Source organism: Mycobacterium sp. IEC1808 (assembly GCF_002101935.1).
Lineage (GTDB): Bacteria > Actinomycetota > Actinomycetes > Mycobacteriales > Mycobacteriaceae > Mycobacterium.
Genome location: NZ_LQPV01000019.1, coordinates 34,545 through 57,173 on the forward strand (window position 1 = coordinate 34,545; position 22,629 = coordinate 57,173).

Here is a 22,629-nt window from a genome sequence, read left to right on the forward strand (position 1 = left end):
TCGATGGCGGGGGACATGCCGGCCGGGCAAGACCGCGAAACGGAATTGACGCACGCATTGGCCGCGGTGCGTTCGCGACTTGCGGCGGCCGCGGAAGCGGCGGGCCGCAATGTCAGCGAAATTGAACTTCTCCCCATTACCAAATTCTTTCCAGCAACCGATGTCGCGATTTTGTCTCGATTGGGTTGTCGGTGCGTTGGCGAATCCCGCGACCAGGAAGCCGCGGCGAAGGTCGCCGAAGTCGCGCGGTTGGCCGGTAGTTCAGCGCTTGCGGACTTGCCGAATATGCACTGGCACATGGTCGGCCGCATTCAGCGCAATAAGGCGCGGTCGCTGGCCAACTGGGCGCACACCGCCCACTCGGTCGACAGCACCCGGCTGGTGACCGCGCTCGATCGGGCGGTGTCGACGGCGCTGTCGGAGGGACGCCGGTCCGAGCCGCTGCACGTCTACGTCGAAGTCAGCCTCGACGGCGACGTCTCCCGCGGCGGCGTCGACATCACCGGGCCCGGCGCCCTCGATCAGGTCTGCGCGCAGGTCGCGGACTCCAAAAGCCTGAAGCTGCTCGGCCTGATGGGCATCCCGCCGCTCGACTGGGACCCCGAGCGGGCCTTCGACCTGCTGCGATCGGAGCACCGCCGGGTGCTCGAATCGCACCCGGATGCGGTGGGCTTGTCCGCCGGCATGTCCAGCGACTTCGAAATCGCCGTCAAACATGGTTCGACATGTGTGCGTGTCGGTACCGCGCTATTGGGTCCGCGGCGGCTACCGTCACCGTAATTAGTCACTGTAGTCACACCTTCATCACAGACACCAATAATCCCAGGGGCTAGAAGGGTTAAGCGATGAGCACACTGCACAAAGTCAAGGCCTACTTCGGTATGGCTCCGATGGAGGACTACGACGACGAGTACTACGACGACCGCGCGCCCTCTCGCGGATTCCCCCGCCCGCGCTTCGACGACGGCTACGGGCGCTATGACGGGCGCGACTTCGACGACCCGCGCGGCGAGCCCGCCGACTACCCGCCGAGCTACCGCGGCGGCTACCCGGAGGAGCGGGGTTACACCCCCCGCGAATTCGACCGTCCCGAGATGGGCCGCCCGCGCCTCGGGACGTGGCTGCGGAACTCCACCCGCGGCGCGCTGGCGATGGACCCGCGCCGGATGGCGATGCTGTTCGAAGAGGGCAGCCCGATGTCGAAGATCACCACGCTGCGGCCCAAGGACTACAGCGAGGCGCGCACCATCGGCGAACGTTTCCGCGACGGCACCCCGGTCATCATGGACCTGGTGTCAATGGACAACGCCGACGCGAAGCGGCTCGTCGACTTCGCGGCCGGCCTGGCCTTCGCGCTGCGCGGCTCGTTCGACAAGGTCGCGACCAAGGTGTTCCTGCTGTCGCCCGCCGACGTCGACGTGTCACCCGAAGAGCGTCGCCGGATCGCCGAAACCGGCTTTTACGCTTACCAATAGGCGCGCCCGTGCCGCCGCCTAGCAGGTCGGCGGCCGTGAGGTGTGTGCCCGCACCGTTGACTCGGTACGCTGGCGGCTGATATTCGGGTCATCTCATCGGTTAGGTCGGGGCGTCGGAGTTGGTGCTGTTCTTTCAGATCCTTGGGTTCGCGCTGTTCATCTTCTGGCTGCTGCTGATCGCCCGGGTCGTCGTCGAGTTCATCCGTTCGTTCAGCCGTGACTGGCATCCGACCGGCATCACTGTCGTGGTTCTCGAGATCATCATGTCGATCACCGACCCGCCGGTGAAACTGCTGCGGCGGCTGATCCCGCAGCTCACCATCGGGGCGGTCCGCTTCGACCTGTCGATCATGGTGCTGTTGCTGGTCGCGTTCATCGGCATGCAACTGGCGTTCGGCGCCGCCGCGGGAGCCGCGCCGTGAGCGCGCCGACGGAGCCGGGAGACGGTTCGGCCACGTTTTAGCGTCGGTTCGGCGGCCGCGATTTAAAAACTTTAAGGGTTTGGATTTTATTGGTCTTAGTGTTTGAAATTGGTTCTTAATTATTGGGCTAATCGGCTACCGCCGGGTCTGGTGTGACAGGATGGACGGCAGTTGCACGACGGCAACCACTCCGTTCTACACTTTCCAGATCGTTTGACAGGAACTCGAGGGGACGAACAATGCCGCTTACACCAGCCGACGTCCACAATGTGGCGTTCAGTAAGCCGCCGATCGGCAAGCGCGGTTACAACGAAGACGAGGTCGACGCCTTCCTCGACCTGGTGGAAAACGAGCTGACGCGGCTCATCGAGGAGAACTCCGATCTGCGTCAACGCATCGAGGAGCTGGACCGCGAGCTGGCCGCCGGGGGTGGCGGCGGCGCCGCTCAGCCCACCCAGGCGATCCCCACCTACGAGCCCGAACCCGAGCCGGTCAAACCGGCGCCCGTCGTGGCGCCTCCGCCGCCTGCGGCCCCCACGGGAACCAACGAGGAGCAGGCCCTCAAGGCCGCCCGGGTGCTGAGCCTGGCCCAGGACACCGCCGATCGGCTCACCAGCACCGCCAAGGCCGAGTCCGACAAGATGCTTGCCGACGCGCGCGCCAACGCCGACCAGATCCTCAGCGAGGCCAAGCACACCGCCGAGACCACCGTCGCGGAGGCCCGGCAACGCGCCGACGCGATGTTGGCCGACGCCCAGAGCCGCTCGGAGACCCAGTTGCGGCAGGCCCAGGAGAAGGCCGACGCCCTGCAGGCCGACGCGGAACGCAAGCACTCCGAAATCATGGGAACCATCAACCAGCAGCGCACCGTGCTGGAGGGCCGCCTCGAGCAGCTGCGCACGTTCGAGCGCGAGTACCGCACCCGCCTCAAGACCTACCTCGAATCTCAGCTCGAGGAACTCGGCCAGCGCGGCTCGGCGGCACCCGTCGACTCCAGCGCCGATGCCGGCGGGTTCGACCAGTTCAATCGGGGTAATAACTAGCCTGGCAGCCGCGCCAAGCCACGACGCGGCACTAACCTGCACTGGACCTGGCAGTCCCGCTCGTCGCCTGGAGGATGGCCGATGCTGATCATTGCGCTGGTACTCGCCCTGATCGGGCTCGTCGCGTTGGTGTTCGCGGTCGTCACCAGCAACGAGTTGGTCGCCTGGGTGTGCATCGGCGCCAGCGTCCTGGGCGTGGTGCTGCTGATCATCGACGCCCTGCGGGAACGCCAGCGGCGCGACGCCGGCGGCGAAGTCGCCGAAGACGCTGCAGCAGCGGGGGACGGCGAGGACGCGACGGTCGATTACCCCGAGGAAGTCCCGGAGGAGGGCGAACGACCCGCCGAGGACACCACCGTCGGCGAGTCTTCACAGGGGCTCGAAACCAGCGAGGAGTCGGCGGTGCCCGCCGACGGCCGCGGCGAGAACCGCACCACGTAGCCGTCAGCGGGTCGGCGTATTCAGCAGCTCGCGGACCTCATCGTCACTGACCTGATGGAAGTCGGCGTACACCTGCCCGACGGCTTCGAAACCCGGGGGCATGGTCGCGCACACCACGTCGTCGGCTTCCTGCCCGATCTCGCGGCACGTCGACGGGGGGCCGACCGGAACCGCGACGACGATCGACCGCGGGCCCGCGGCCCGCAGGGCGCGGACGGCGACCAGCATGCTGGCCCCCGTGGCGATGCCGTCGTCGACCAGGATCACGATCTTGCCCCGCGGGTCGGCCACGGGTCGGCCGCCCCGGTACGCCTGCTCGCGCCGGTGGAGTTCGGCCGTTTCGCTGGCGATCACCTCGCGGACCTGCTCGTCGGTGATGTGCAGGCTCGAAACCACGTTGTCGTTCATCACCACCGCACCGCCGCTGGCCAGCGCGCCCATCGCGAGCTCCGGCCAGCGCGGCACCCCGAGCTTGCGGACCAGGAACACGTCGAGCGGGGCGTGCAGCGCCGCCGCGATTTCCCACGCCACCGGGACGCCGCCGCGGGCGAGCCCGAAAACCAGTAGATCGTCCTTGCCCCGGTAGGACGCCAACTGCTCGGCGAGCACGCGGCCGGCCTCGCGACGGTCGCGGAACGTGCGCGTCGCTGTTCGCCGAAGAAAGCCGCTCGGTGGGTTCATTGGTCGCATTCGCCAGGCTTGGCCTTTATCTAGCCTACGTGCGGCGTCCAGGTGCGCGAAGAAGGCCAGAGGGCCGGATTCTCGCGGTGAGTTTCATCACGCAGTAGCCTTGTGCGCGAGGGGAATTCGCGGCGGCACGAGAGGAATGGCGAAATGGGTCGGCGCACTTACACGTCCTACAGCATCGCCTGCGCGGTGGTGTGGGCTGTGATCTTGGTCGGGGTTTCGGCGGTGGCGGGCGCCGACACCCGGCGCACGTTCCTGCTGGTCGGCCTTGGATGGGGGATCGGCTGGCTGTCGGCGACGATCGCTCGGGCCGTGTACCCGCCGCCCAAGCGGCATGCCGGGCCGTAAAACCGGTGTGTGATCGCGGCTTCGCCGCTCAACACACTCCATCGGCTCGGACGTGAATGCGAGCATTCACGTCGCCGGATGTGTGCTCGCGGCTTCGCCGCTCAACACACTCCGTCGCCTCAGGAATGAATGCGAGCATTCATTCCATTCGGCTCGGTCGTGTGTCCGAGGGGGGACTTGAACCCCCACGCCCATTAGTAGGGCACTAGCACCTCAAGCTAGCGCGTCTGCCATTCCGCCACTCGGACAAGACCAACGAGAGTTGGCAGCTAAGGCTATCGGATCGGCCCGCGCGGACCCAAGTTAGCTCGCCGCGCGCCGGGGGTTCCGGCCCGAGCCCGGCGGCGCCGGCAGTGGTAGGAAGGGTGGTTGTGACCGAGCGCACCGAGCTGTCGTCCAATCGCTTCGATGACGTGGTCGAGGTCGTCAGCAGGTTGATCCGGTTCGACACCACCAACACCGGCGATCCCGAGACCACGCGGGGCGAGGCCGAGTGCGCGCAATGGGTCGCCGAGCAGCTGCAAGAGGTGGGCTACCTGCCGCAGTACATCGAGTCCGGCGCGCCCGGCCGCGGCAACGTGTTCGCCCGCCTACCGGGCGCGGACAGCTCGCGCGGCGCCCTGCTGATCCACGGGCATCTCGACGTGGTCCCGGCCGAGCCCGCCGATTGGACCGTGCACCCGTTCTCGGGCGCGATCCGGGACGGCTTCGTCTGGGGCCGCGGCGCGGTCGACATGAAGGACATGGTCGGCATGATGATCGTGGTCGCCCGGCAGTTGAAGCGGGCGGGCATCGTGCCGCCCCGCGATCTGGTGTTCGCGTTCGTCGCCGACGAGGAGCATGGCGGTCACTATGGGGCGCAATGGCTGGTCAACAACCGGCCGGAGCTGTTCGACGGCGTCACCGAGGCGATCGGCGAAGTGGGCGGGTTCTCCCTGACCGTGCCGCGCCGCGACGGGGGAGAGCGCCGGCTCTACCTGATCGAGACGGCCGAGAAGGCGATGTCGTGGATGCGGCTGAGCGCCCAGGGCCCGGCCGGACACGGGTCGATGGTGCACGACCAGAACGCCGTCACCGCCGTCGCCGAGGCGGTCGCCCGGCTGGGCAGGCACCAGTTTCCACTCGTGGTGACCGACACCGTCCAGCAGTTCCTGGCCGCCGTGAGCGAGGAGACCGGGCTGAGCTTCGACATCGATGCGCCCGACCTGGCGGGGACGATCGACAAGCTCGGCCCGATGGCCCGCATGCTCAAGGCGGTCCTGCACGACACCGCCAACCCGACGATGCTCAAGGCCGGGTACAAGGCCAACGTGATCCCCGCGACGGCGGAGGCGGTGGTGGACTGCCGCATCCTGCCGGGTCGCAAGGCGGCATTCGAGGCCGAGGTGGACCAGCTGATCGGCCCCAACGTGGCCCGCGAATGGATCAGGGACCTCCCGTCGTACGAGACCAGCTTCGACGGTGAGCTAGTCGATGCCATGAACGCCGCCGTGCTGGCGGTCGACCCCGACGGCCGGACGGTGCCCTACATGCTTTCCGGTGGCACCGACGCAAAATCCTTTGCGTGCTTGGGGATTCGCTGTTTCGGCTTCAGCCCGCTGCGGCTGCCGCCGGACCTGGACTTCGCCGCGCTGTTCCACGGGGTCGACGAGCGGGTACCCATCGAGGCGCTGAGGTTCGGCACCGAGGTGCTGGAACACTTCCTGACACACTGCTAGTAGACAACCAAAGAGAGGATCGCCCATGAGCCTGCCGCCCGACCCCTACGACGCGCTGCCGAAACTGCCGTCGTTCGGCCTGAATTCGAACTCGATCACCAACGGGCAGCCGCTGGCCACCCCGCAAGTCAGCGGGATCATGGGCGCCGGCGGGGAGGACGTCAGCCCGCAGCTGAGCTGGTCGGGCTTCCCCGAGGAGACCCGCAGCTTCGCGGTCACCGTCTACGACCCCGACGCCCCGACACTGTCCGGATTCTGGCACTGGGCGGTGGCCAACCTGCCCGTCGACGTCACCGACCTACCCGACAACGCCGGCGACGGCAGCGATTTGCCCGGCGGCGCACTGACTTTGGTGAACGACGCCGGCATGCGCCGGTACGTCGGCGCCGCGCCGCCGCCGGGGCACGGCCCGCATCGTTACTATGTCGCGGTGCACGCCGTGGACGTCGAGAAGCTCGACCTGCCCGAAGACGCCAGCCCGGCGTTCCTCGGGTTTAACCTGTTCCAGCACGCGATCGCGCGCGCCTACATCTACGGGACTTACGAGCAGAAGTAGCCCGCACGTTCGCGAAAGTGCAACTGCCGACAGGCCACTCGGGCAACGCGTCGCCAGTTGCACTTTCGCGACAGGGACTAGCCGGTCGGTGTGATTGCCGCGGCGATCGCTTCCGGAATGGTGTTGAACAGCGTCGGGAACAGGCCCCCGAATTCCGTGCCGCCGAGGGTCTGGTTGATGGGGATACTGATGCCGAGCAGGTTCAACGGAATCGTGACCGACAGCGGTTCCGGCGGAGTAAGAAGCCCGTCGAACGGCACGTGGGCCGTGGCCGGCAGGATGATGACGCCCACCCCCGGTTCCGACACGGCCACCGGCAGCGGCAGGTCCACCAGCAGTTGGCCGTTGAGGAAGCCGTTCATCGCGTAGGCGGGCATGTCGCCGACCGCGTTGAGCATTCCCAGGACGTTGCCGGTCTGCGCCGCAGTACCGAACGCCGTCGCGCCCTGCGCGACCCCGTTCGCCATCGCGAATGGCGGACCCAATATCGCGAAGCCCAGCTGCAATGGCAGCCCGAATATGGCCTGGCCGGCCAGCGTGCCGCCCGGAGGCAAAGCCGCCAGGGTCACCGTGAAGTTCGCCGAGACGCCGGCGTTGGTGAGTACGCCGACCGCGTTGGCCAAGTTGTGCAGCATCTGCCCTGGGACAGAGCCGGCAGGGACCAGGCTGGCGACACCCTGAACCTGCTGTCCGGTGGCGGTCAGGATGGGAAGCAGCGCTGCCGCCGGGCCTTCCAACCCGACCGGGCCCACGATGGAGATCGTGGCGTTGAGGTTCGCAATGGAACCACTGACATTGGTCGTCAGGTGGCTGGTATCGAATCCGGTGATGAACAGGTCGATCGGCGCGTGCGCTGCGTCCTGCACCGCCGCGTAGTAGTTGCCGGCGGCTACTGCTGCCTGGGCCGCCGCGATGTCGCGGGTCGCGGCGGGCAAAGTGCCCTGGATGCCGGAGCCGATTTGCTGCAGCGACGTGCTCACCGTCCACCCATAGCCGGTCACGCCGTTGACGAACGTCTGCCCCAGGGCCACCGGGTTGAAGGTCGCGGCGCCCTGAACGGCCAGTTGAATGTTCGTCGGAACGTTCGCGGGGAAACCCTGCAGGTCGCTCGCGACCCCACTCGCGATGAGCTGCGCGTAGTGACTCTGGTTGGCGATGATCTGGCTCAGGATCGGGAACGGATGGCTCGCGAACTGCGCGCCCATCAGGCTCAGATTCGTCGCCGTGTTCTCAAAGAGGACCGTGTACGGGTTGGGATAGGGCGCCGGGCTGCCGGATGGCACCGGCCCGAACAGCCCGGGCAGCAACGAGTTCAGCAGGGGTTGAAGTCCCTGGAGCAGCGGCACGTCCTGGAAGAGCCCGGTGACGGTTCCGCCCACGTCGCTCAGGGTTATGCCGTGGGTCAGCTCGTTGGACAAGAAGGTGCCCAGGTCCAGTCCGACGCCGTTGAGGGTCGGCCCCAGCAGGGCGCCGAGGGGTCCCGAGGTGAGGCTCAGGCCTGGGGTCAAATTGCCGAGGTTGAACGGCCCGAAGAAGTCGCTCAGGGTCGGGAAGCCACTAAGAATCGCCGGGAAGGCGCCCAAGCCGTTGGCGAATGCGCCGCCGATGCTGTTGAAGATGCCGTTGAAGGGGCTGAGGAGTTGGTTTAGCCCGCTGCCCAAACCACCGAGCAGCCCGGTGCCCGGGGCACCCAGGCCGAGCAGTCCGTCGCCCCCGCCGAGCAGTCCGCCGAGCAGCGGGGCGGACGCAGCCGCACCGTTGGCGGTGAATTCGCCGATCATGGCCTGCTGGGCATTGGCGAGCTCGGTGCCGAGGTAGGCCGCCGCCCCACCGTTCAGCAGGTTCACAAACTCGTTGTGAAATGCCGCCGCCTGGGCGGTCATCGCCTGGAATTGCTGCCCGTACGCACCGAATAGCTCCGAGACGGCCAGCGACACGTCATCGGCGGCAGCGGTGGTGATGGCGGTCGTCTGGCCCGCTGCGGCCGCGGTGGCCTCTCGCAGCGCGGAACCGATGCCCGCCAAATCCCCGGCGGCGGCCCCGACCGTTTCCGGCGCAGCAACGACAAATGACATGGCAGTCTCCCCTCGAAGGCTCTCCCGATTAGCCTGCTGAGATACCGGTCACAATGTTCACCAAATTGTGACGGGCTAAACCCGTTTCTAGCAGCTAGTTATACAAATGCACAACCCGCAACGCGCGGCGTCGTATTGGCAAGGCGTTCAACCGTTTTAATTGACACACGCCAAATAGGACGGCTATCCCGGCTCCCCAAGCCGTTCCGAGCCCCCCGTCGGTCGGCCCGGGTCGATGGCCGCGGACCCCACCGCGTCGCCGAGTGACGCGAACCCGCCGTCATGCAGGCGGCGGGCAATGCCGTCGTGAATGTGCTTGGGCCACAAGCCTCCTCCGTAGATGAAGCCGGTGTAGCCCTGCAGCAGCGACGCGCCCGCGGTGATCCGCTCCCACGCGTCGTCGGCCGTCTCGATGCCGCCCACGCTGATGAGCACCAGGCGGTCACCCACCCGGCCGTAGAGCCGACGCAGCACCTCGACGGCCCTGCGCGCCACCGGCGGCCCCGAGATACCGCCCGCGCCAAGCTTTTTCACCCCCGGCGTGTTCAGTCCCTCCCGCGACACGGTGGTGTTGGTCGCGACGATGCCGGCCAGGCCCAGCTCGATGGCCAGGTCGGCGATGTCATCGACGTCGGAATCGGAAAGGTCGGGTGCGATCTTGACCAGCACCGGCGTCGACGTCGTCGAGGCCTCCAGCAGGACGCCCTGCAGGATCGGCCGCAGCGATTCCACGGCCTGCAGGTCGCGCAGCCCCGGCGTGTTGGGCGAGCTGACGTTGACCACCAGATACGACGCGAGCGGTCCCACCAGCCGGGCGCTGGCCCGATAGTCGCCGATGGCGTCGGCGGCCGCGACCGCCTTCGTCTTGCCGATGTTGACCCCGATCGGCACGTCGGGGCGGCGGTGGGTGAGGCGGATCGCCAGCGCGCCGGCGCCGCGATTGTTGAACCCCATCCGGTTCAGCAGGGCCCGGTCGGCGGGCAGCCGGAACAGGCGGGGGCCGGGGTTGCCGGGCTGGGGTTGCGCCGTGACGGTGCCCACCTCGGCGTACCCGAAACCCAACGCGCCCCAGGTGAGCAGGCCCTTGCCGTCCTTGTCGAAGCCGGCGGCCAGGCCCAGCGGTCCGGGGAAACGCACCCCGAACACCGTGCTGGCCAGCACCGGGTCGGTCGGGCCGAGCCGTCGGTGCAGCGACCGCCGCGCGACGGGCAGGGCCGTGACGGCGCGCAGCAGTGCGAACACCAGCGTGTGAATGCGTTCGGGCGGGAACAGGAATAACAGCCGGCGGGTAAGCCGGTACATCACAATTCCGGTTGGTCGGGCCGTCGGCTGTCGAGACGAGTTTTCTTGCGGCGCAACAACACCCGTCGGCTGCCGTCGGTGTAGAGGCGCACCCGGGTGAGCTCCCAGCCGCGATATTCGGCCTCGATGGACAGCCGGATGGACGCGCTGAGCCGCGTCACTTCCGGCGGCAGGCGCAGCGGGATCCATTCGTATTCGTCGGACATCTCCGCTTCCCAGCCCGCCGGCAGCCGACTCCACCGCGGTTCTTGACGGCTCGTCACGGCGTGCCCGCCGCGTGCTCGATGACCTGGACACCCGCACCCGACCCCGACACCACGTACAAGGTGCCCGACGCTTCGTCAAAAGCCAGCGAGTTGGGTTGCTGCACGGTTGGGTATCGCACCCTTTCGACGGGAATTCCGGTTGACAGATCGTAACCAATGACGACGTTCGCCGCGGTGAGGGACACCCAGGCCAGCCCCCGGGAACCGGCCAGGCCGTAGGGGGACTGCCGCACCGGGTAGGCCTGCCGCAGGATCAGCGGATCGGCTCCGTAGACCAGCAGCTGCCCGCCGCGGGTGTCGGCGACCAGGACGCGGCCCAGCGAGTCGGCGGCCAGGGTGGTGGCGCCCTCCCCGGCACGCAGCGCCTGCTCGGCGCGTCCGTCGGCGCCGATCGTCGTCACCGAGGTCTGGCCCCGATCCAGCACCACTATCGTATTCCCTTGTGCCACAATCGCATCCACACGCGCGAAGATCTTGTTGCGGGTACTGATGGTGGCGCTGCGTACGGAAGTCGGTGTCCGGGACGCGAAGGTGTAGAGGGCGCCGTCCGCGCTGCCCAGCACCAGCGTTCCGTCGGCTCGCTCGGCGACGGCGGTGAAGTCGACCTGCTGGGCGTTGGCGACGGGCACGCGGGTCGCGCGTCCGGCGGACAGGTCGACCACGAAGTAGCCCCCCCGGGTGGCCAGGAAGGCCGTGCCGCGGCCGTCGCCGGTCAACGCGGTCGCCGGGCCCGGCAGGTCGACCACCCGCGGCGCGGACTGCGGGTCGCCGAATTCGGTGAGACTGGCGGGCGCCTCCGGGTCGGGGCCGGGGACCAGGACGGCCAGTTGACGGGTGGCCGCGTCGAAGATTGCCGCGGCGCCGTGGCCGGCCAGCTGTCGCACCGTGCCGGCCGGGGGTTGCGACGCCGGCGGGGAGACGGCCGGCTGGGCCGGTTCGATCGTGGGCGGCGCGCTAGCGAGCGGATCGCCCGAGCAACCCGCGACCGCTACCAGCAAAAACGCCAGCGCAAGGAAGGCGCCCTGGGCTGCCGGTTTGTCGACCATATGTCGTCGCAGCAATTATTTTCCCTCGCGTCACCAACGTGAAATTCAAATTTTAGGGAACGGTTTCGCATCCAATATGGCCATGTTGCCTGCATGGGGTCGGACTGGAGAGGTATGGTCGCGTCATGACCGTCATCGTTGACCGGCATGTCGCAGACAAAGAGTTTGCTGTCGAGGACATCTCGACGGGAATCTTTGCCAGCGGGTACGGACAACTCGGTGATGGGCGCAGCTTCTCCTTCCACATCGAGCACCGCTCGCTCGTCGTCGAAATTTACCGCCCACGCCTCTCCGGCCCCGTTCCGCAGGCCGAGGACGTGGTCGCGCGGGCTGTCCGCGGCCTGGTCGACATCGACCTCACCGACGAGCGCAGCCTGACCGCCGCGGTACGCGACTCGATCGCGCATGCGGTGCCGGTCTCCCGCTAACGAACCACCCACGCCCTTACCGAGTACGGTCGTCGTCGTGACCGTCATCCTGCTCAGGCACGGCCGCTCCACCTCGAACACCGCCGGTGTGCTGGCCGGGCGCTCGGAGGGCGTCGACCTCGACGACAAGGGCCGCGAGCAGGCCGCCGGGCTGATCGACCGGATCGGCGACCTGCCGATCCGCGCGGTGGTCACCTCCCCGCTGCTGCGCTGCCGGCGCACCGTCGAGCCGCTGGCCGAGGCGCTGTGCCTCGAGCCGCTCATCGACGAGGAACTCGCCGAGGTGGACTACGGCGACTGGACCGGCCGCAAGATCGGCGAGTTGACGAAGGAGCCGTTGTGGCGGGTGGTCCAGGCCCACCCCAGCGCGGCGGTGTTCCCGGGCGGTGAGGGCCTGGCGCAGGTGCAGGCTCGCGCCGTCGCGGCCATCCGAGCGCACGACCGCCGGTTGGCCGCAGAACTTGGCGGAGCAGACGGCGCCGACGCGCTCTGGGTGGCCTGCACCCACGGTGACGTCATCAAGTCCGTCGTCGCCGACGCATACGGCATGCACCTGGACGGGTTTCAGCGCGTCACCGCCGATCCCGGGTCGGTAACGGTGATCCGCTACACCCCGCTGCGGCCATTCGTGTTGCACGTCAACCACACGGGCGGCCGGCTGTCCGCCGCGTTGCGGGCGGGGCCCCCGCCGAAGGACGAGACCAAGGGTGATGAGGCTCACGATGAGTCGAAAGGGGAGTCGCAAACCGGGCCGGCCGAAGCGGTGCCGACGAGCGACGCGGTGGTCGGCGGGTCGACTGATTAGTTTCGCTGCGGCGGGGCAATCGAATCGCACGGCGACGGCAACAGCCGGTATTTTGGAGGTGCCATGGCCCGCGCAATTCACGTCTTCCGCACGCCCGACCGCTTCGTGGCCGGGACCGTCGGCCAGCCCGGAAATCGCACGTTTTACATACAGGCCGTGGGCGATTCGCGGGTGGTGTCGGTGGTCTTGGAGAAGCAACAGGTCGCGGTGCTCGCGGAGCGCATCGGCGCGCTGCTGCTCGAGGTGAACCGCAGGTTCGGCACGCCGGTTCCGCCGGAGCCCGCCGAGATCGACGACCTCAGCCCGTTGATCACGCCCGTCGACGCGGAGTTCCGGGTCGGGACCATGGGCCTCGGCTGGGACTCGGAGGCGCAGACGGTGGTGGTCGAGTTGCTGGCCGTCACCGACGCCGAGTTCGACGCCTCGGTCGTGCTCGACGACACCGAGGAAGGCCCCGACGCGGTGCGGGTCTTCCTGACGCCGGAGTCGGCACGCCAGTTCGCCACCCGTTCCAACCGCGTCATCTCGGCCGGCCGTCCGCCGTGCCCGCTGTGCGACGAACCGCTGGACCCCGAGGGCCACATCTGCGCGCGCACCAACGGCTACAAGCGCAGCGCGCTTCTCGGGCCCGACGATGACGCCGAGGAATAACGAGGCGCACGAGCGGGAGGTGCTGCGGGACGGCGAACTGACGGTCCTCGGACGCATCCGCTCCGCCAGCAACGCCACCTTCCTGTGCGAGTCGACACTCGGCGACGCCAGCGTGCACTGCGTCTACAAACCGATCTCCGGTGAGGCGCCGCTGTGGGATTTCCCGGACGGGACCCTGGCCGGGCGCGAACTCGGGGCGTACCTGGTATCGGTGCAGCTGGGCTGGAACATCGTGCCCTACACCATCATTCGGCATGGGCCCGCGGGGCCGGGCATGCTGCAGCTGTGGATACAGCAGCCCGGTGACGCGGTGGATTCGCCCCCCACGAACCTGCCCGATCTGGTCGACTTGTTTCCCGCCGACAAACACGAGCCGGGTTATCTGCCGGTGCTGCGGGCCTACGACTACGCCGGCGACGAGGTGGTCCTGATGCACGCCGACGACATCCGGTTGTGGCGGATGGCGGTGTTCGACGTGCTGATCAACAACGCCGACCGCAAGGGCGGCCACGTCCTGCGCGACCTCGAGGGCCACATCTACGGCGTCGACCACGGGGTGTCCCTGCACGTGGAGAACAAGCTGCGGACCGTGCTGTGGGGCTGGGCCGGCAAGCCGATCGACGACAACACGTGCGAGGCGATCGCCGGGCTCGCCGATTCCCTGGCTGGCTCGTTCGCCGACGAGCTGGCCGAGCACATCACCAGCGCGGAAATCGCGGCGCTGCGCCGGCGCGTGTGCCGGCTGCTGGACAACCCGGTCATGCCGGCGCCCAACCGGCACCGCCCCATTCCCTGGCCGGCGTTCTAGTGCGCCGATCGCAAGCGCGGCGAAGCCGGGCGCTGCGGGTCGCCGCCACAAGTTAAAGCGGGCCAGGTCGTCGGCGATACTGAACCGGTGACTTCCGCGCCGGGTGAGATGACGGACGCCGCCCTCGCCGCCGATCTCGCCGCGGACGCGGGGGAGCTGCTGCTCAAGGTGCGCGAGGAGGTTGGTTTCGGCCATCCCTGGGCGCTCGGCGACGCGGGGGACAGCCTGGCGAACGCGTTGATCCTGCGCCGGCTGCGGGACGAGCGGCCCGGCGACGCGGTGCTCAGCGAGGAGGCCTACGACGACCTTTCCCGGGTCAATCACGATCGGGTGTGGATCATCGACCCGCTGGACGGCACCCGGGAGTTCTCTACGCCGGGCCGCGACGACTGGGCGGTCCACATCGCGCTGTGGCAGCGCCCGACCGACGGGCAGCGCGAGATCACCGACGCCGCCGTCTCGCTGCCCGCGCGCGGCAACACGGTGTATCGCAGCGACACCGTGACCGCCGGCGCCGCGCGCACCGGCATTCCGGGCACCATCCGGATCGCCGTCAGCGCCACCCGCCCGCCCGCGGTCCTGTACCGCATGCGCCAGACGCTGCACATTCAGCCCGTGGCGATCGGCTCGGCGGGCGCCAAGGCGATGGCCGTCGTCGACGGCGACGTCGACGCCTACGTGCACGCCGGGGGCCAGTGGGAATGGGACTCGGCGGCCCCGGCCGGGGTGGTGATGGCCGCCGGCATGCACGCCTCGCGGCTCGACGGTTCGCCGCTGCGCTACAACCAGCTCGACCCGTACCTGCCCGACTTCGTCATGTGCCGCGCCGAGCTGGCTCCGGTCCTGCTCGGCGCGATCCGCCAGGAATTTCGCTGATCCCGTGCGCGTTTAGAGTCGACGTTATGCAGACGTGGTCTTCCGCACAGGTCCCGGTGGTGCCGGGGCGTGGCCCGGAGCTGCGGCTGTACGACACCTCCGACCGGCAGGTGCGCCCGGTGGCGGCCGGGTCGAAAGCCACCATGTATGTCTGCGGCATCACGCCCTACGACGCGACCCACCTGGGACACGCGGCCACCTACCTGGCCTTCGACCTGGTGCACCGGCAGTGGGTGGACCTCGGCCACGACGTGCATTACGTGCAGAACGTCACCGACATCGACGATCCGCTGCTCGAGCGCGCCGAGCGCGACGGCGTCGACTGGCGCGAGCTGGGCGATCGGGAGGTGGCCCTGTTTCGCGAGGACATGACGGCGCTGCGGATCCTGCCGCCGCGGGAGTACGTCGGGGCGACCGAGGCGATCGCCGAGGTGGTCGAACTCGTCGAAAAGATGCTGGCGTCGGGCGCGGCCTACGTCCTCGACGACGAATACCCCGACGTCTACTACCGGGCGGACGCCACCATGCAGTTCGGCTACGAGTCGGGCTATGACCGCGACACCATGCTGGCGCTGTTCGCCGAGCGCGGCGGCGACCCGGGCCGCCCCGGCAAGAGCGACGAGCTCGACGCGCTGTTGTGGCGCGCCGCGCGGCCCGGCGAGCCCAGCTGGCCCTCGCCGTTCGGGGACGGCCGGCCCGGCTGGCACGTGGAGTGCGCGGCGATCGCGCTCAGCCGCATCGGCAGCGGCCTGGACATCCAGGGCGGCGGCAGCGACCTGATCTTTCCGCACCACGAATTCACCGCCGCCCACGCCGAATGTGTGCGCGGCGAACGGCGATTCGCCCGCCATTACGTGCACGCCGGGATGATCGGCTGGGACGGCCACAAGATGTCCAAGAGCCGCGGCAACCTGGTACTGGTGTCGGCCCTGCGCGAACAGGGCATCGAGCCGGCGGCCATCCGGCTGGGCCTGATGGCGGGGCACTACCGCGCGGACCGGTTCTGGAGCCCGCAGGTGCTCGACGAGGCGACGGCCCGGCTGCAGCGCTGGCGAACGGCGATCGCGCTGCCCGCGGCGCCGGACGCCGCCGACGTCATCGCCCGGGTGCGGCGCTACCTGGCCGACGACCTCGATACCCCGAAAGCCCTTGCGGCGCTTGATGGTTGGGCCACCGACGCGCTCGAGTACGGCGGCCACGACGCCGGGGCGCCGGCGTTGGTGGCGACGGCGGTCGACGCGCTGCTGGGCGTGCAGCTGTAAAGAGGGTACGTTTCGGCCATGATGTCGCTGCACGGCAAGGTCGTCTTCATCACCGGGGGCGCTCGCGGAATCGGGGCCGAGGTCGCCCGCCGGCTGCGCGACAAGGGCGCCAGGCTGGTGCTGACCGACCTCGACAAGGCCGAACTGGCCGCGGTCGCCGCCGAACTCGGCGAAGAGCGGGTGCTCACCGCCGTCGCCGACGTGCGTGATCTCGCCGCCATGCAGGCCGCGGCCGCCAAGGCCGTCGAACGCTTCGGCGGCATCGACGTCGTCGTGGCCAACGCCGGCATCGCCAGCTACGGCTCCCTGTTGCACGTCGATCCGGAGGCGGTCAAGCGGGTGCTGGACGTCAACCTGCTCGGCGTCTTCCATACCGTGCGCGCGACGCTGCCGGCCGTGATCGACCGGCGCGGCTACATGTTGGTGGTTTCGTCGCTAGCCGCATACGCGGCGGCCCCGGGGCTGGCGCCCTACAACGCGACGAAGGCCGGCAACGAGATCCTCGCCAACGCGCTGCGGCTGGAGGTCGCCAACCTTGGCGTGAGCGTCGGCTCGGCACACATGTCCTGGATCGACACCGCCCTGGTCCGCGACAGCAAGGCCGACATTCCCGCCTTCGGCGAGATGATCGCGAAGCTGCCGTGGCCCCTCAACAAGACCACCACCGTCGACGAGTGCGCGGACGCGCTCGTCAAGGGCATCGAGGGCCGTCGGCGCCGGGTCTTTTGCCCGCCGTGGGTCGGGCTGCTGCGCTGGCTCAAGCCGGTGCTGTCCAGCCCGGCCGGCGAATTCCCCGTCCGCAGCGTCACCGACAAGCTGTTGCCCCGGATGGACGCCGAGGCCGCCGCGCTCGGCCGCTCGCTGTCGGCGTTCAACGTCGAGTCATTGCGCGAAACGCGCGGGCTCGCAGGCGATTAGGCGATTATTTGCGACGCCGGCGCAGGTAACGCTCGAACTCGGCGGCCAGCGCGTCGCCGTCGATCTTGCCCAGGGCCTCGTTCATGTCGACCTCGGCGTCGCCGCGCTGCTCGAGCGACGACACGTATTCGGCCAGGTCCTCGTCCTCGGCGGCCATCTCGGTGATGGCCTGCTCCCACTCCTCGGCCTGCATCGGCAGGTCACCCAGCGGCACCTCGATGTCGAGGACGTCCTCCACTCGGCGCAGCAGCGCCACGGTCGCCTTCGGGTTCGGCGGGTTCGACACGTAGTGCGGCACCGCGGCCCAGAACGTCACCGCCGGGATCCCGGCGGCCACGCAGGCGTCCTGGAACACCCCGGCGATCCCGGTCGGGCCCTCGTAGCGGGTCTCCTCGAGGCCGAAACGTTTCGCCGACTCGGGGGAGTACGCCGCGCCCGACACCGGAACCGGGCGGGTGTGTGGGGTGTCGGCCAGCAGGGCCCCGAGGATGACGACGGTGTCGACGTTGAGCTTGTCGGCGATCGCCAGCAGCTCGGCGCAGAACGTGCGCCAGCGCATGTTGGGCTCCACGCCGTGCATCAAGACGACGTCGCGGTCGCTGCCCGGTGGCCGGCAGTGGGTAATCCGCATCGCCGGCCACACCAGCTCGCGGGTGACCCCGTCGATCTGCCGGATGACCGGGCGATTCACCTGGTAGTCGTAGTAGGCCTCGTCATCGATCTCCACGATCGGGTCGGCCTCCCAGATGGCGTCCAGGTGTTCGAGCGCGTCGCTGGCCGCGTCGCCGGCGTCGTTCCAGCCCTCGAACGCCGCCACGACGATGGTGTTGTGCAGTTCGGGCAGCGCACGGGCTTCCGGGCCACGATCCGGCAGGGTCACAGAATCAGCGTACGGCCTGCCGCAAACCGCCCGCGCCGTTCCGCGAGCCTTGCCTGGCAGGGATCTGCCAACCGCCGGGCCTATTCCATAGGCCGACTATCCTTGTGGCGTGATTGCCGCCAACGAACACCGCTGGGAAATTCGTTCGGCTGCAAACTGGTTAACCTTGGTAACTACCACGTCGCCGGCACGATCCGCGAGCTGTCGATCACGGCGACGAGTTGGGCGTCCAGACGTCGATCGGGGAGCGACGTAGACTTTTCTGGTCGAGAGGCGTTGCAACGGTTGTCCGGCCCACGCCGATAACCGCCACGCTCGGCAGAGTCGACGTTGTTGACGAGAAGGACGCCTTCCGCTACGGAAGGAACGTACGTGAACGCCGTGAAGACAGACTTCGCACCGAACATCCGGCCCGACTGCACCGAGGCACTGACGGCTGCTCTCCGCCAGCGGATCATGGTGATCGACGGCGCGATGGGCACGGCGATCCAGCGGGACCGGCCGGACGAGGCCGGCTATCGCGGCGACCGGTTCACGGAGTGGCCGACCGCCCTGCAGGGCAACAACGACCTGCTCAACCTGACTCAGCCGCAGATCATCGAGGGGATCCACCGTGAGTACCTCGACGCGGGCGCCGACATCCTGGAGACCAACACGTTCAACGCGAACGCGATCTCGCTCTCCGACTACGGCATGCAGGAACTGGCCTACGAGCTGAACTACGCCGGCGCCGCCCTGGCCCGCAAGGCCGCCGACGAGTACAGCACCCCGGAGAAGCCCCGCTACGTCGCCGGCGCCATCGGGCCTACCACGCGGACCGCATCGATCTCGCCGGACGTGAACGACCCCGGCGCCCGCAACGTTTCCTACGACCAGCTGGTCGCCGCCTACCTCGAAGCCGCCAACGGCCTGGTCGACGGCGGCGTTGACCTCCTCATCATCGAGACCATCTTCGACTCGCTCAACGCCAAGGCGGCGGTGTTCGCCGTCGAGACGCTGTTCGAGGAGCGCGGGCGCCGCTGGCCGGTCATCATCTCGGGCACCATCACCGACGCGTCGGGGCGCACGTTGTCCGGTCAGGTGACCGAGGCCTTCTGGAACTCGATCAGGCACGCGAAACCGATTGCGGTGGGCCTCAACTGCGCGCTGGGCGCGCCGGAGATGCGGCCCTACATCGCCGAGATGTCGCGGATCGCGGACACCTTCGTCTCCTGCTACCCGAACGCCGGCCTGCCCAACGCCTTCGGCGAGTACGACGAGACCCCGGAGCGTCAGGCCGGCTACATCGCCGACTTCGCCGAGGCCGGCCTGGTCAACCTGGTCGGCGGCTGCTGCGGGACGGCGCCGCCGCACATCGCCGAGATCGCCAAGGTCGTCGAGGGCAAGGCGCCGCGCCAGGTGCCGCAGATCCCGGTGGCCACCCGGCTGTCCGGCCTGGAGCCGCTCAACATCACCGACGACTCCCTGTTCGTGAACATCGGTGAGCGCACCAACATCACCGGCTCCGCCCGGTTCCGCAACCTGATCAAGGCCGAGGACTACGACACCGCGCTGTCGGTCGCCCTGCAGCAGGTCGAGGTCGGCGCGCAGGTCATCGACATCAACATGGACGAGGGCATGATCGACGGCGTCGCCGCGATGGACCGCTTCACCAAGCTGATCGCGGCCGAGCCGGACATCAGCCGCGTTCCGGTAATGATCGACTCCTCCAAGTGGGAGGTCATCGAGGCGGGCCTGAAGAACGTGCAGGGCAAGCCGATCGTCAACTCGATCTCCATGAAGGAGGGCGAGGAGAAGTTCATCCGCGAGGCGCGGCTGTGCCGCAAGTACGGCGCCGCCGTGGTCGTGATGGCCTTCGACGAGCAGGGACAGGCCGACAACCTGGAGCGCCGCAAGGAGATCTGCGGGCGCGCGTACCGGATTCTGACCGAAGAGGTTGGCTTCCCGCCCGAGGACATCATCTTCGACCCGAACTGCTTCGCACTGGCCACCGGCATCGAGGAGCACGCGACCTACGGGATCGACTTCATCGAGGCCTGCGCCTGGATCAAGGAGAACCTGCCCGGGGTGCACATCTCCGGCGGCATCTCGAACGTGTCGTTCTCGTTCCGGGGCAACAACCCCGTGCGCGAGGCGATCCACTCGGTGTTCCTGTTCCACGCCATCAAGGCCGGCCTGGACATGGGCATCGTCAACGCGGGCGCGCTGGTGCCCTACGACTCGATCGACCCCGAGCTGCGGGACCGCATCGAGGACGTCGTCCTGAACCGTCGCGAGGACGCGGCCGAACGGCTCCTGGAGATCGCGGAACGATTCAACAAATCAGAGAAGACCGACGACGCCGCGGCGGCCGAGTGGCGATCCTTGCCGGTCCGCGAGCGGATCACCCACGCCCTGGTGAAGGGGATCGACGCCCACGTCGACGAGGACACCGAGGAGCTGCGGGCCGAGATCGCCGCCGCGGGGGGCCGCCCCATCGAGGTGATCGAGGGCCCGCTGATGGACGGCATGAATGTCGTCGGTGACCTATTCGGCTCGGGCAAGATGTTCCTGCCCCAGGTGGTGAAATCGGCCCGGGTGATGAAGAAGGCCGTGGCGTACCTGCTGCCGTTCATCGAGGCGGAGAAAGAGCAGAACGGCGCCGCCTCATCGAAGGACACCAACGGCACGATCGTGATGGCGACCGTCAAGGGCGACGTCCACGACATCGGCAAGAACATCGTCGGAGTTGTGTTGCAGTGCAACAACTTCGAAGTGATCGACCTCGGCGTGATGGTGCCCGCCGAGAAGATCCTCAATGCGGCCAAGGAGCACGACGCCGACATCATCGGGCTGTCCGGGCTGATCACGCCGTCGCTGGATGAGATGGTCAACTTCGCCGTCGAGATGGAACGCCAGGGGCTGGAGATCCCGCTGCTGATCGGCGGCGCGACCACGTCGCGCGCCCACACGGCCGTGAAGGTGGCGCCGCGCCGCAGCGGTCCGGTGGTCTGGGTCAAGGACGCGTCCCGCTCGGTGCCGGTCGCCGCGGCGCTCCTCGACGACAAGCAGCGTCCGGCGCTGCTGGAGGCCACCGAGAAGGATTACGCATCGCTGCGCGAACGGCACGCTCAGAAGAACGAGCGGCCGATGCTGACGCTGGAGAAGGCCCGCGCGAACCGGACGCCGATCGAGTGGGACGGCTACATGCCACCGGTGCCCGCACAGGGCTTGGGCGTGCGGGAGTTTCACGACTACGACCTGGCCGAGTTGCGCGAGTACATCGACTGGCAGCCGTTCTTCAACGCCTGGGAGATGAAGGGCCGCTTCCCGGACATCCTCAACAACCCGGCCTCGGGCGAGGCCGCCCGCAAGCTGTACGACGACGCCCAGGAGATGCTCGACACCCTGATCAAGGAGAAGTGGCTGACGGCCAACGGGGTGATCGGGTTCTTCCCGGCGAACGCGGTCGGTGACGACATCGAGGTCTACACCGACGACACCCGCACCGAGGTGCTGACCACGCTGCACAACCTGCGCCAGCAGGGCGAGCACCGGGACGGCATCCCCAACCGGTCGCTGGGCGACTACATCGCGCCCAAGGACACCGGTCTGGCCGATTACGTGGGCGCCTTCGCCGTCACCGCGGGGCTGGGCAGCCAGGAGAAGATCGCGGAGTTCAAGGCGGCCGTGGACGACTACAGCGCGATCCTGCTGGAGTCGCTCGCCGACCGGCTGGCCGAGGCGTTCGCCGAGCGCATGCACCAACGGGTCCGCAAGGAGTTCTGGGGATTCCAGCCCGACGAGCAGCTCGACAACGAGGCGCTCATCGAGGAGAAGTACGTGGGAATCCGCCCCGCCCCGGGCTACCCGGCGTGCCCGGAGCACACCGAGAAGGTGACGCTCTGGAACTTGTTGGACGTCAAGGAGCGGACCGGCATCGAATTGACCGAGTCGATGGCGATGTGGCCCGGTGCCGCCGTCAGCGGCTGGTATTTCTCGCACCCGGACTCGCAGTACTTCGTGGTCGGGCGGATCGCCCAGGACCAGGTCGCCGACTACGCGAAGCGCAAGGGCTGGACCCTGCGGGAGGCCGAGCGCTGGCTCGCCCCCAACCTCGGCTACAACCCGGAGGACTGACCCACAACTTTCAGGACGGCCGCCCCGGCGGCCGACCGGAAGTCCAGGTGACGTGCATGGCGGTGCGGGCGATGCGCCAGCCCGCGGGGGCACGGACGAACTCGGCCTCACACCAGGTGCCGCTGGTGAACAGATCGCCATCGGGGTGGACGTGATGGTTGACCTGGTTCCAGCGCACCGACGCTCCACTGCTGCCGGGGTCCGCGTCGACAAGGTAGTTCAACCCGAGGTGTTGGGTGCGGGCGAACTGCAGCACGCCGCGGCGTGTGTTGGCCACGATCGAATCAATCCCCTCGGCGTTCCCGATGGGAAACGTGACGACCGCGTCCTCGGTGAAAAATTCACGCGCCCATTCGTCGTCGAATTTGCGTTCGTCCAGTGAGCACAGGTATCGGTCCACCAGTTCGGCGACCTCGCTCTTGATGCCAATGTCCATGGGCCCGAGGCTAAAACTTCGACAGCGCTTTAGGTCAAGTCGATATTAGGGGCCTAGCTTGTCGTCC

Annotated in this window: 22 protein-coding genes, 1 tRNA gene and 1 pseudogene; 16 read left to right on the forward strand and 8 right to left on the reverse strand. The window is 68.3% G+C overall.

Annotated elements, in window-relative coordinates; all coding sequences use genetic code 11:
• Positions 1–3 precede the first annotated feature (3 nt).
• The 5 genes from AWB92_RS12255 (at position 4) to AWB92_RS12275 (ending at position 3,381) form a co-directional block, all read left to right on the forward strand.
• Positions 4–780 carry a YggS family pyridoxal phosphate-dependent enzyme gene (locus tag AWB92_RS12255; protein WP_085186107.1) on the forward strand — a complete coding sequence of 259 codons (777 nt, stop codon included), beginning with the start codon at positions 4–6 and terminating at the stop codon, positions 778–780.
• 65 nt (positions 781–845) lie between these two features.
• Complete coding sequence (locus AWB92_RS12260) at positions 846–1,475, forward strand: cell division protein SepF (protein ID WP_085185880.1); 630 nt, start codon at positions 846–848, stop codon at positions 1,473–1,475.
• 119 nt (positions 1,476–1,594) lie between these two features.
• Positions 1,595–1,897 (forward strand): YggT family protein, encoded by a 303-nt coding sequence (locus tag AWB92_RS12265; RefSeq protein ID WP_067149893.1) that lies wholly within the window; start codon positions 1,595–1,597, stop codon positions 1,895–1,897.
• 239 nt (positions 1,898–2,136) lie between these two features.
• Entirely contained in the window at positions 2,137–2,940 is an 804-nt protein-coding gene (locus AWB92_RS12270; RefSeq protein WP_085185882.1) for a DivIVA domain-containing protein, read from the forward strand.
• Between the two features lie 81 nt (positions 2,941–3,021).
• The gene (locus AWB92_RS12275) at positions 3,022–3,381 is read left to right on the forward strand and encodes a hypothetical protein (RefSeq protein ID WP_085185885.1); all 360 of its coding nucleotides are present in this window, start codon (positions 3,022–3,024) and stop codon (positions 3,379–3,381) included.
• A 3-nt stretch (positions 3,382–3,384) separates the two neighbouring features.
• On the opposite strand, the pseudogene AWB92_RS12280 reads toward AWB92_RS12275, so the two are convergent.
• Positions 3,385–4,071, reverse strand: a pseudogene (locus AWB92_RS12280) (phosphoribosyltransferase); the annotation flags it as partial.
• Positions 4,072–4,215: 144 nt separating this feature from the next.
• Between AWB92_RS12280 and AWB92_RS12285 the strand changes: the two are divergent.
• Positions 4,216–4,416, forward strand: coding sequence for a hypothetical protein (locus tag AWB92_RS12285; RefSeq protein ID WP_085185889.1), 201 nt, complete (start codon positions 4,216–4,218; stop codon positions 4,414–4,416).
• Between the two features lie 162 nt (positions 4,417–4,578).
• Here the strand turns inward: AWB92_RS12285 and AWB92_RS12290 are convergent.
• Positions 4,579–4,664, reverse strand: a tRNA-Leu gene (locus AWB92_RS12290).
• Between the two features lie 123 nt (positions 4,665–4,787).
• On the opposite strand from AWB92_RS12290, the gene AWB92_RS12295 reads away from it, so the two are divergent.
• Together AWB92_RS12295 and AWB92_RS12300 are read left to right on the forward strand one after the other, a co-directional pair.
• The gene (locus AWB92_RS12295) at positions 4,788–6,134 is read left to right on the forward strand and encodes a M20/M25/M40 family metallo-hydrolase (protein WP_085186109.1); all 1,347 of its coding nucleotides are present in this window, start codon (positions 4,788–4,790) and stop codon (positions 6,132–6,134) included.
• 25 nt (positions 6,135–6,159) lie between these two features.
• The gene (locus AWB92_RS12300) at positions 6,160–6,690 is read left to right on the forward strand and encodes a YbhB/YbcL family Raf kinase inhibitor-like protein (protein ID WP_085185891.1); all 531 of its coding nucleotides are present in this window, start codon (positions 6,160–6,162) and stop codon (positions 6,688–6,690) included.
• 77 nt (positions 6,691–6,767) lie between these two features.
• Here the strand turns inward: AWB92_RS12300 and AWB92_RS31040 are convergent, their stop codons facing one another.
• The 4 genes from AWB92_RS31040 to AWB92_RS12320 all read right to left on the reverse strand — a co-directional run bounded on the left by AWB92_RS31040 (position 6,768) and on the right by AWB92_RS12320 (position 11,379).
• A complete protein-coding gene (locus AWB92_RS31040; RefSeq protein WP_085185893.1) occupies positions 6,768–8,765 on the reverse strand; it encodes a PE family protein in 1,998 nt (665 codons plus the stop codon).
• Between the two features lie 183 nt (positions 8,766–8,948).
• Positions 8,949–10,067 (reverse strand): quinone-dependent dihydroorotate dehydrogenase, encoded by a 1,119-nt coding sequence (locus AWB92_RS12310; protein ID WP_085185895.1) that lies wholly within the window; start codon positions 10,065–10,067, stop codon positions 8,949–8,951.
• Positions 10,067–10,273, reverse strand: a complete 207-nt coding sequence (locus tag AWB92_RS12315; RefSeq protein ID WP_068108689.1) for a DUF5703 family protein — start codon at positions 10,271–10,273, stop codon at positions 10,067–10,069. Before AWB92_RS12315 ends, AWB92_RS12310 begins: the two co-directional genes overlap by 1 nt.
• A 53-nt stretch (positions 10,274–10,326) precedes the next feature.
• Positions 10,327–11,379, reverse strand: a complete 1,053-nt coding sequence (locus AWB92_RS12320) for a hypothetical protein (RefSeq protein ID WP_085185897.1) — start codon at positions 11,377–11,379, stop codon at positions 10,327–10,329.
• A 125-nt stretch (positions 11,380–11,504) separates the two neighbouring features.
• Here AWB92_RS12320 and AWB92_RS12325 point away from each other — a divergent pair, with 125 nt between their 5' ends.
• The 7 genes from AWB92_RS12325 (at position 11,505) to AWB92_RS12355 (ending at position 17,127) form a co-directional block, all read left to right on the forward strand.
• Positions 11,505–11,807, forward strand: coding sequence for a hypothetical protein (locus AWB92_RS12325; protein WP_085185899.1), 303 nt, complete (start codon positions 11,505–11,507; stop codon positions 11,805–11,807).
• Between the two features lie 37 nt (positions 11,808–11,844).
• The gene (locus AWB92_RS12330; RefSeq protein WP_085185901.1) at positions 11,845–12,612 is read left to right on the forward strand and encodes a histidine phosphatase family protein; all 768 of its coding nucleotides are present in this window, start codon (positions 11,845–11,847) and stop codon (positions 12,610–12,612) included.
• Positions 12,613–12,675: 63 nt separating this feature from the next.
• Entirely contained in the window at positions 12,676–13,263 is a 588-nt protein-coding gene (locus AWB92_RS12335) for a DUF3090 domain-containing protein (protein ID WP_068108432.1), read from the forward strand.
• Positions 13,247–14,071: an SCO1664 family protein gene (locus AWB92_RS12340; protein WP_346962950.1), complete on the forward strand. Its 825-nt coding sequence runs from the start codon at positions 13,247–13,249 to the stop codon at positions 14,069–14,071. Before AWB92_RS12335 ends, AWB92_RS12340 begins: the two co-directional genes overlap by 17 nt.
• Before the next feature lie 108 nt (positions 14,072–14,179).
• Positions 14,180–14,947: an inositol monophosphatase family protein gene (locus tag AWB92_RS12345; protein ID WP_085185903.1), complete on the forward strand. Its 768-nt coding sequence runs from the start codon at positions 14,180–14,182 to the stop codon at positions 14,945–14,947.
• 26 nt (positions 14,948–14,973) lie between these two features.
• Positions 14,974–16,209, forward strand: coding sequence for a cysteine--1-D-myo-inosityl 2-amino-2-deoxy-alpha-D-glucopyranoside ligase (gene mshC, locus AWB92_RS12350; protein WP_085185905.1), 1,236 nt, complete (start codon positions 14,974–14,976; stop codon positions 16,207–16,209).
• 18 nt (positions 16,210–16,227) lie between these two features.
• Positions 16,228–17,127, forward strand: a complete 900-nt coding sequence (locus AWB92_RS12355) for an SDR family oxidoreductase (protein WP_085185907.1) — start codon at positions 16,228–16,230, stop codon at positions 17,125–17,127.
• 4 nt (positions 17,128–17,131) lie between these two features.
• Here AWB92_RS12355 and AWB92_RS12360 read toward each other — a convergent pair whose 3' ends face one another.
• On the reverse strand, positions 17,132–18,001 hold the full coding sequence (locus AWB92_RS12360) for a PAC2 family protein (RefSeq protein WP_173817410.1): 870 nt from the start codon (positions 17,999–18,001) through the stop codon (positions 17,132–17,134).
• 462 nt (positions 18,002–18,463) lie between these two features.
• On the opposite strand from AWB92_RS12360, the gene metH reads away from it, so the two are divergent.
• Positions 18,464–22,126 (forward strand): methionine synthase, encoded by a 3,663-nt coding sequence (gene metH, locus AWB92_RS12365; RefSeq protein WP_241523441.1) that lies wholly within the window; start codon positions 18,464–18,466, stop codon positions 22,124–22,126.
• Between the two features lie 10 nt (positions 22,127–22,136).
• Here the strand turns inward: metH and AWB92_RS12370 are convergent, their stop codons facing one another.
• Positions 22,137–22,562: a nuclear transport factor 2 family protein gene (locus AWB92_RS12370; RefSeq protein ID WP_085185909.1), complete on the reverse strand. Its 426-nt coding sequence runs from the start codon at positions 22,560–22,562 to the stop codon at positions 22,137–22,139.
• Positions 22,563–22,629: the final 67 nt, after the last annotated feature.

Excerpts from the sequence above, each read along its gene's own strand:
- AWB92_RS12335 (WP_068108432.1), top strand. The coding sequence starts at position 12,676 with ATGGCCCGCGCAATTCACGTCTTCCGCACGCCCGACCGCTTCGTGGCC.
- AWB92_RS12255 (WP_085186107.1), top strand. The coding sequence starts at position 4 with ATGGCGGGGGACATGCCGGCCGGGCAAGACCGCGAAACGGAATTGACG.
- AWB92_RS12275 (WP_085185885.1), top strand. The coding sequence starts at position 3,022 with ATGCTGATCATTGCGCTGGTACTCGCCCTGATCGGGCTCGTCGCGTTG.
- AWB92_RS12310 (WP_085185895.1), bottom strand. The coding sequence starts at position 10,067 with ATGTACCGGCTTACCCGCCGGCTGTTATTCCTGTTCCCGCCCGAACGC.
- metH (WP_241523441.1), top strand. The coding sequence starts at position 18,464 with ATGGTGATCGACGGCGCGATGGGCACGGCGATCCAGCGGGACCGGCCG.
- AWB92_RS12285 (WP_085185889.1), top strand. The coding sequence starts at position 4,216 with ATGGGTCGGCGCACTTACACGTCCTACAGCATCGCCTGCGCGGTGGTG.
- AWB92_RS12315 (WP_068108689.1), bottom strand. The coding sequence starts at position 10,273 with ATGTCCGACGAATACGAATGGATCCCGCTGCGCCTGCCGCCGGAAGTG.
- AWB92_RS12345 (WP_085185903.1), top strand. The coding sequence starts at position 14,180 with ATGACGGACGCCGCCCTCGCCGCCGATCTCGCCGCGGACGCGGGGGAG.
- AWB92_RS12340 (WP_346962950.1), top strand. The coding sequence starts at position 13,247 with ATGACGCCGAGGAATAACGAGGCGCACGAGCGGGAGGTGCTGCGGGAC.
- AWB92_RS31040 (WP_085185893.1), bottom strand. The coding sequence starts at position 8,765 with ATGTCATTTGTCGTTGCTGCGCCGGAAACGGTCGGGGCCGCCGCCGGG.
- AWB92_RS12370 (WP_085185909.1), bottom strand. The coding sequence starts at position 22,562 with ATGGACATTGGCATCAAGAGCGAGGTCGCCGAACTGGTGGACCGATAC.
- AWB92_RS12300 (WP_085185891.1), top strand. The coding sequence starts at position 6,160 with ATGAGCCTGCCGCCCGACCCCTACGACGCGCTGCCGAAACTGCCGTCG.
- mshC (WP_085185905.1), top strand. The coding sequence starts at position 14,974 with ATGCAGACGTGGTCTTCCGCACAGGTCCCGGTGGTGCCGGGGCGTGGC.
- AWB92_RS12260 (WP_085185880.1), top strand. The coding sequence starts at position 846 with ATGAGCACACTGCACAAAGTCAAGGCCTACTTCGGTATGGCTCCGATG.
- AWB92_RS12355 (WP_085185907.1), top strand. The coding sequence starts at position 16,228 with ATGATGTCGCTGCACGGCAAGGTCGTCTTCATCACCGGGGGCGCTCGC.
- AWB92_RS12325 (WP_085185899.1), top strand. The coding sequence starts at position 11,505 with ATGACCGTCATCGTTGACCGGCATGTCGCAGACAAAGAGTTTGCTGTC.
- AWB92_RS12320 (WP_085185897.1), bottom strand. The coding sequence starts at position 11,379 with ATGGTCGACAAACCGGCAGCCCAGGGCGCCTTCCTTGCGCTGGCGTTT.
- AWB92_RS12270 (WP_085185882.1), top strand. The coding sequence starts at position 2,137 with ATGCCGCTTACACCAGCCGACGTCCACAATGTGGCGTTCAGTAAGCCG.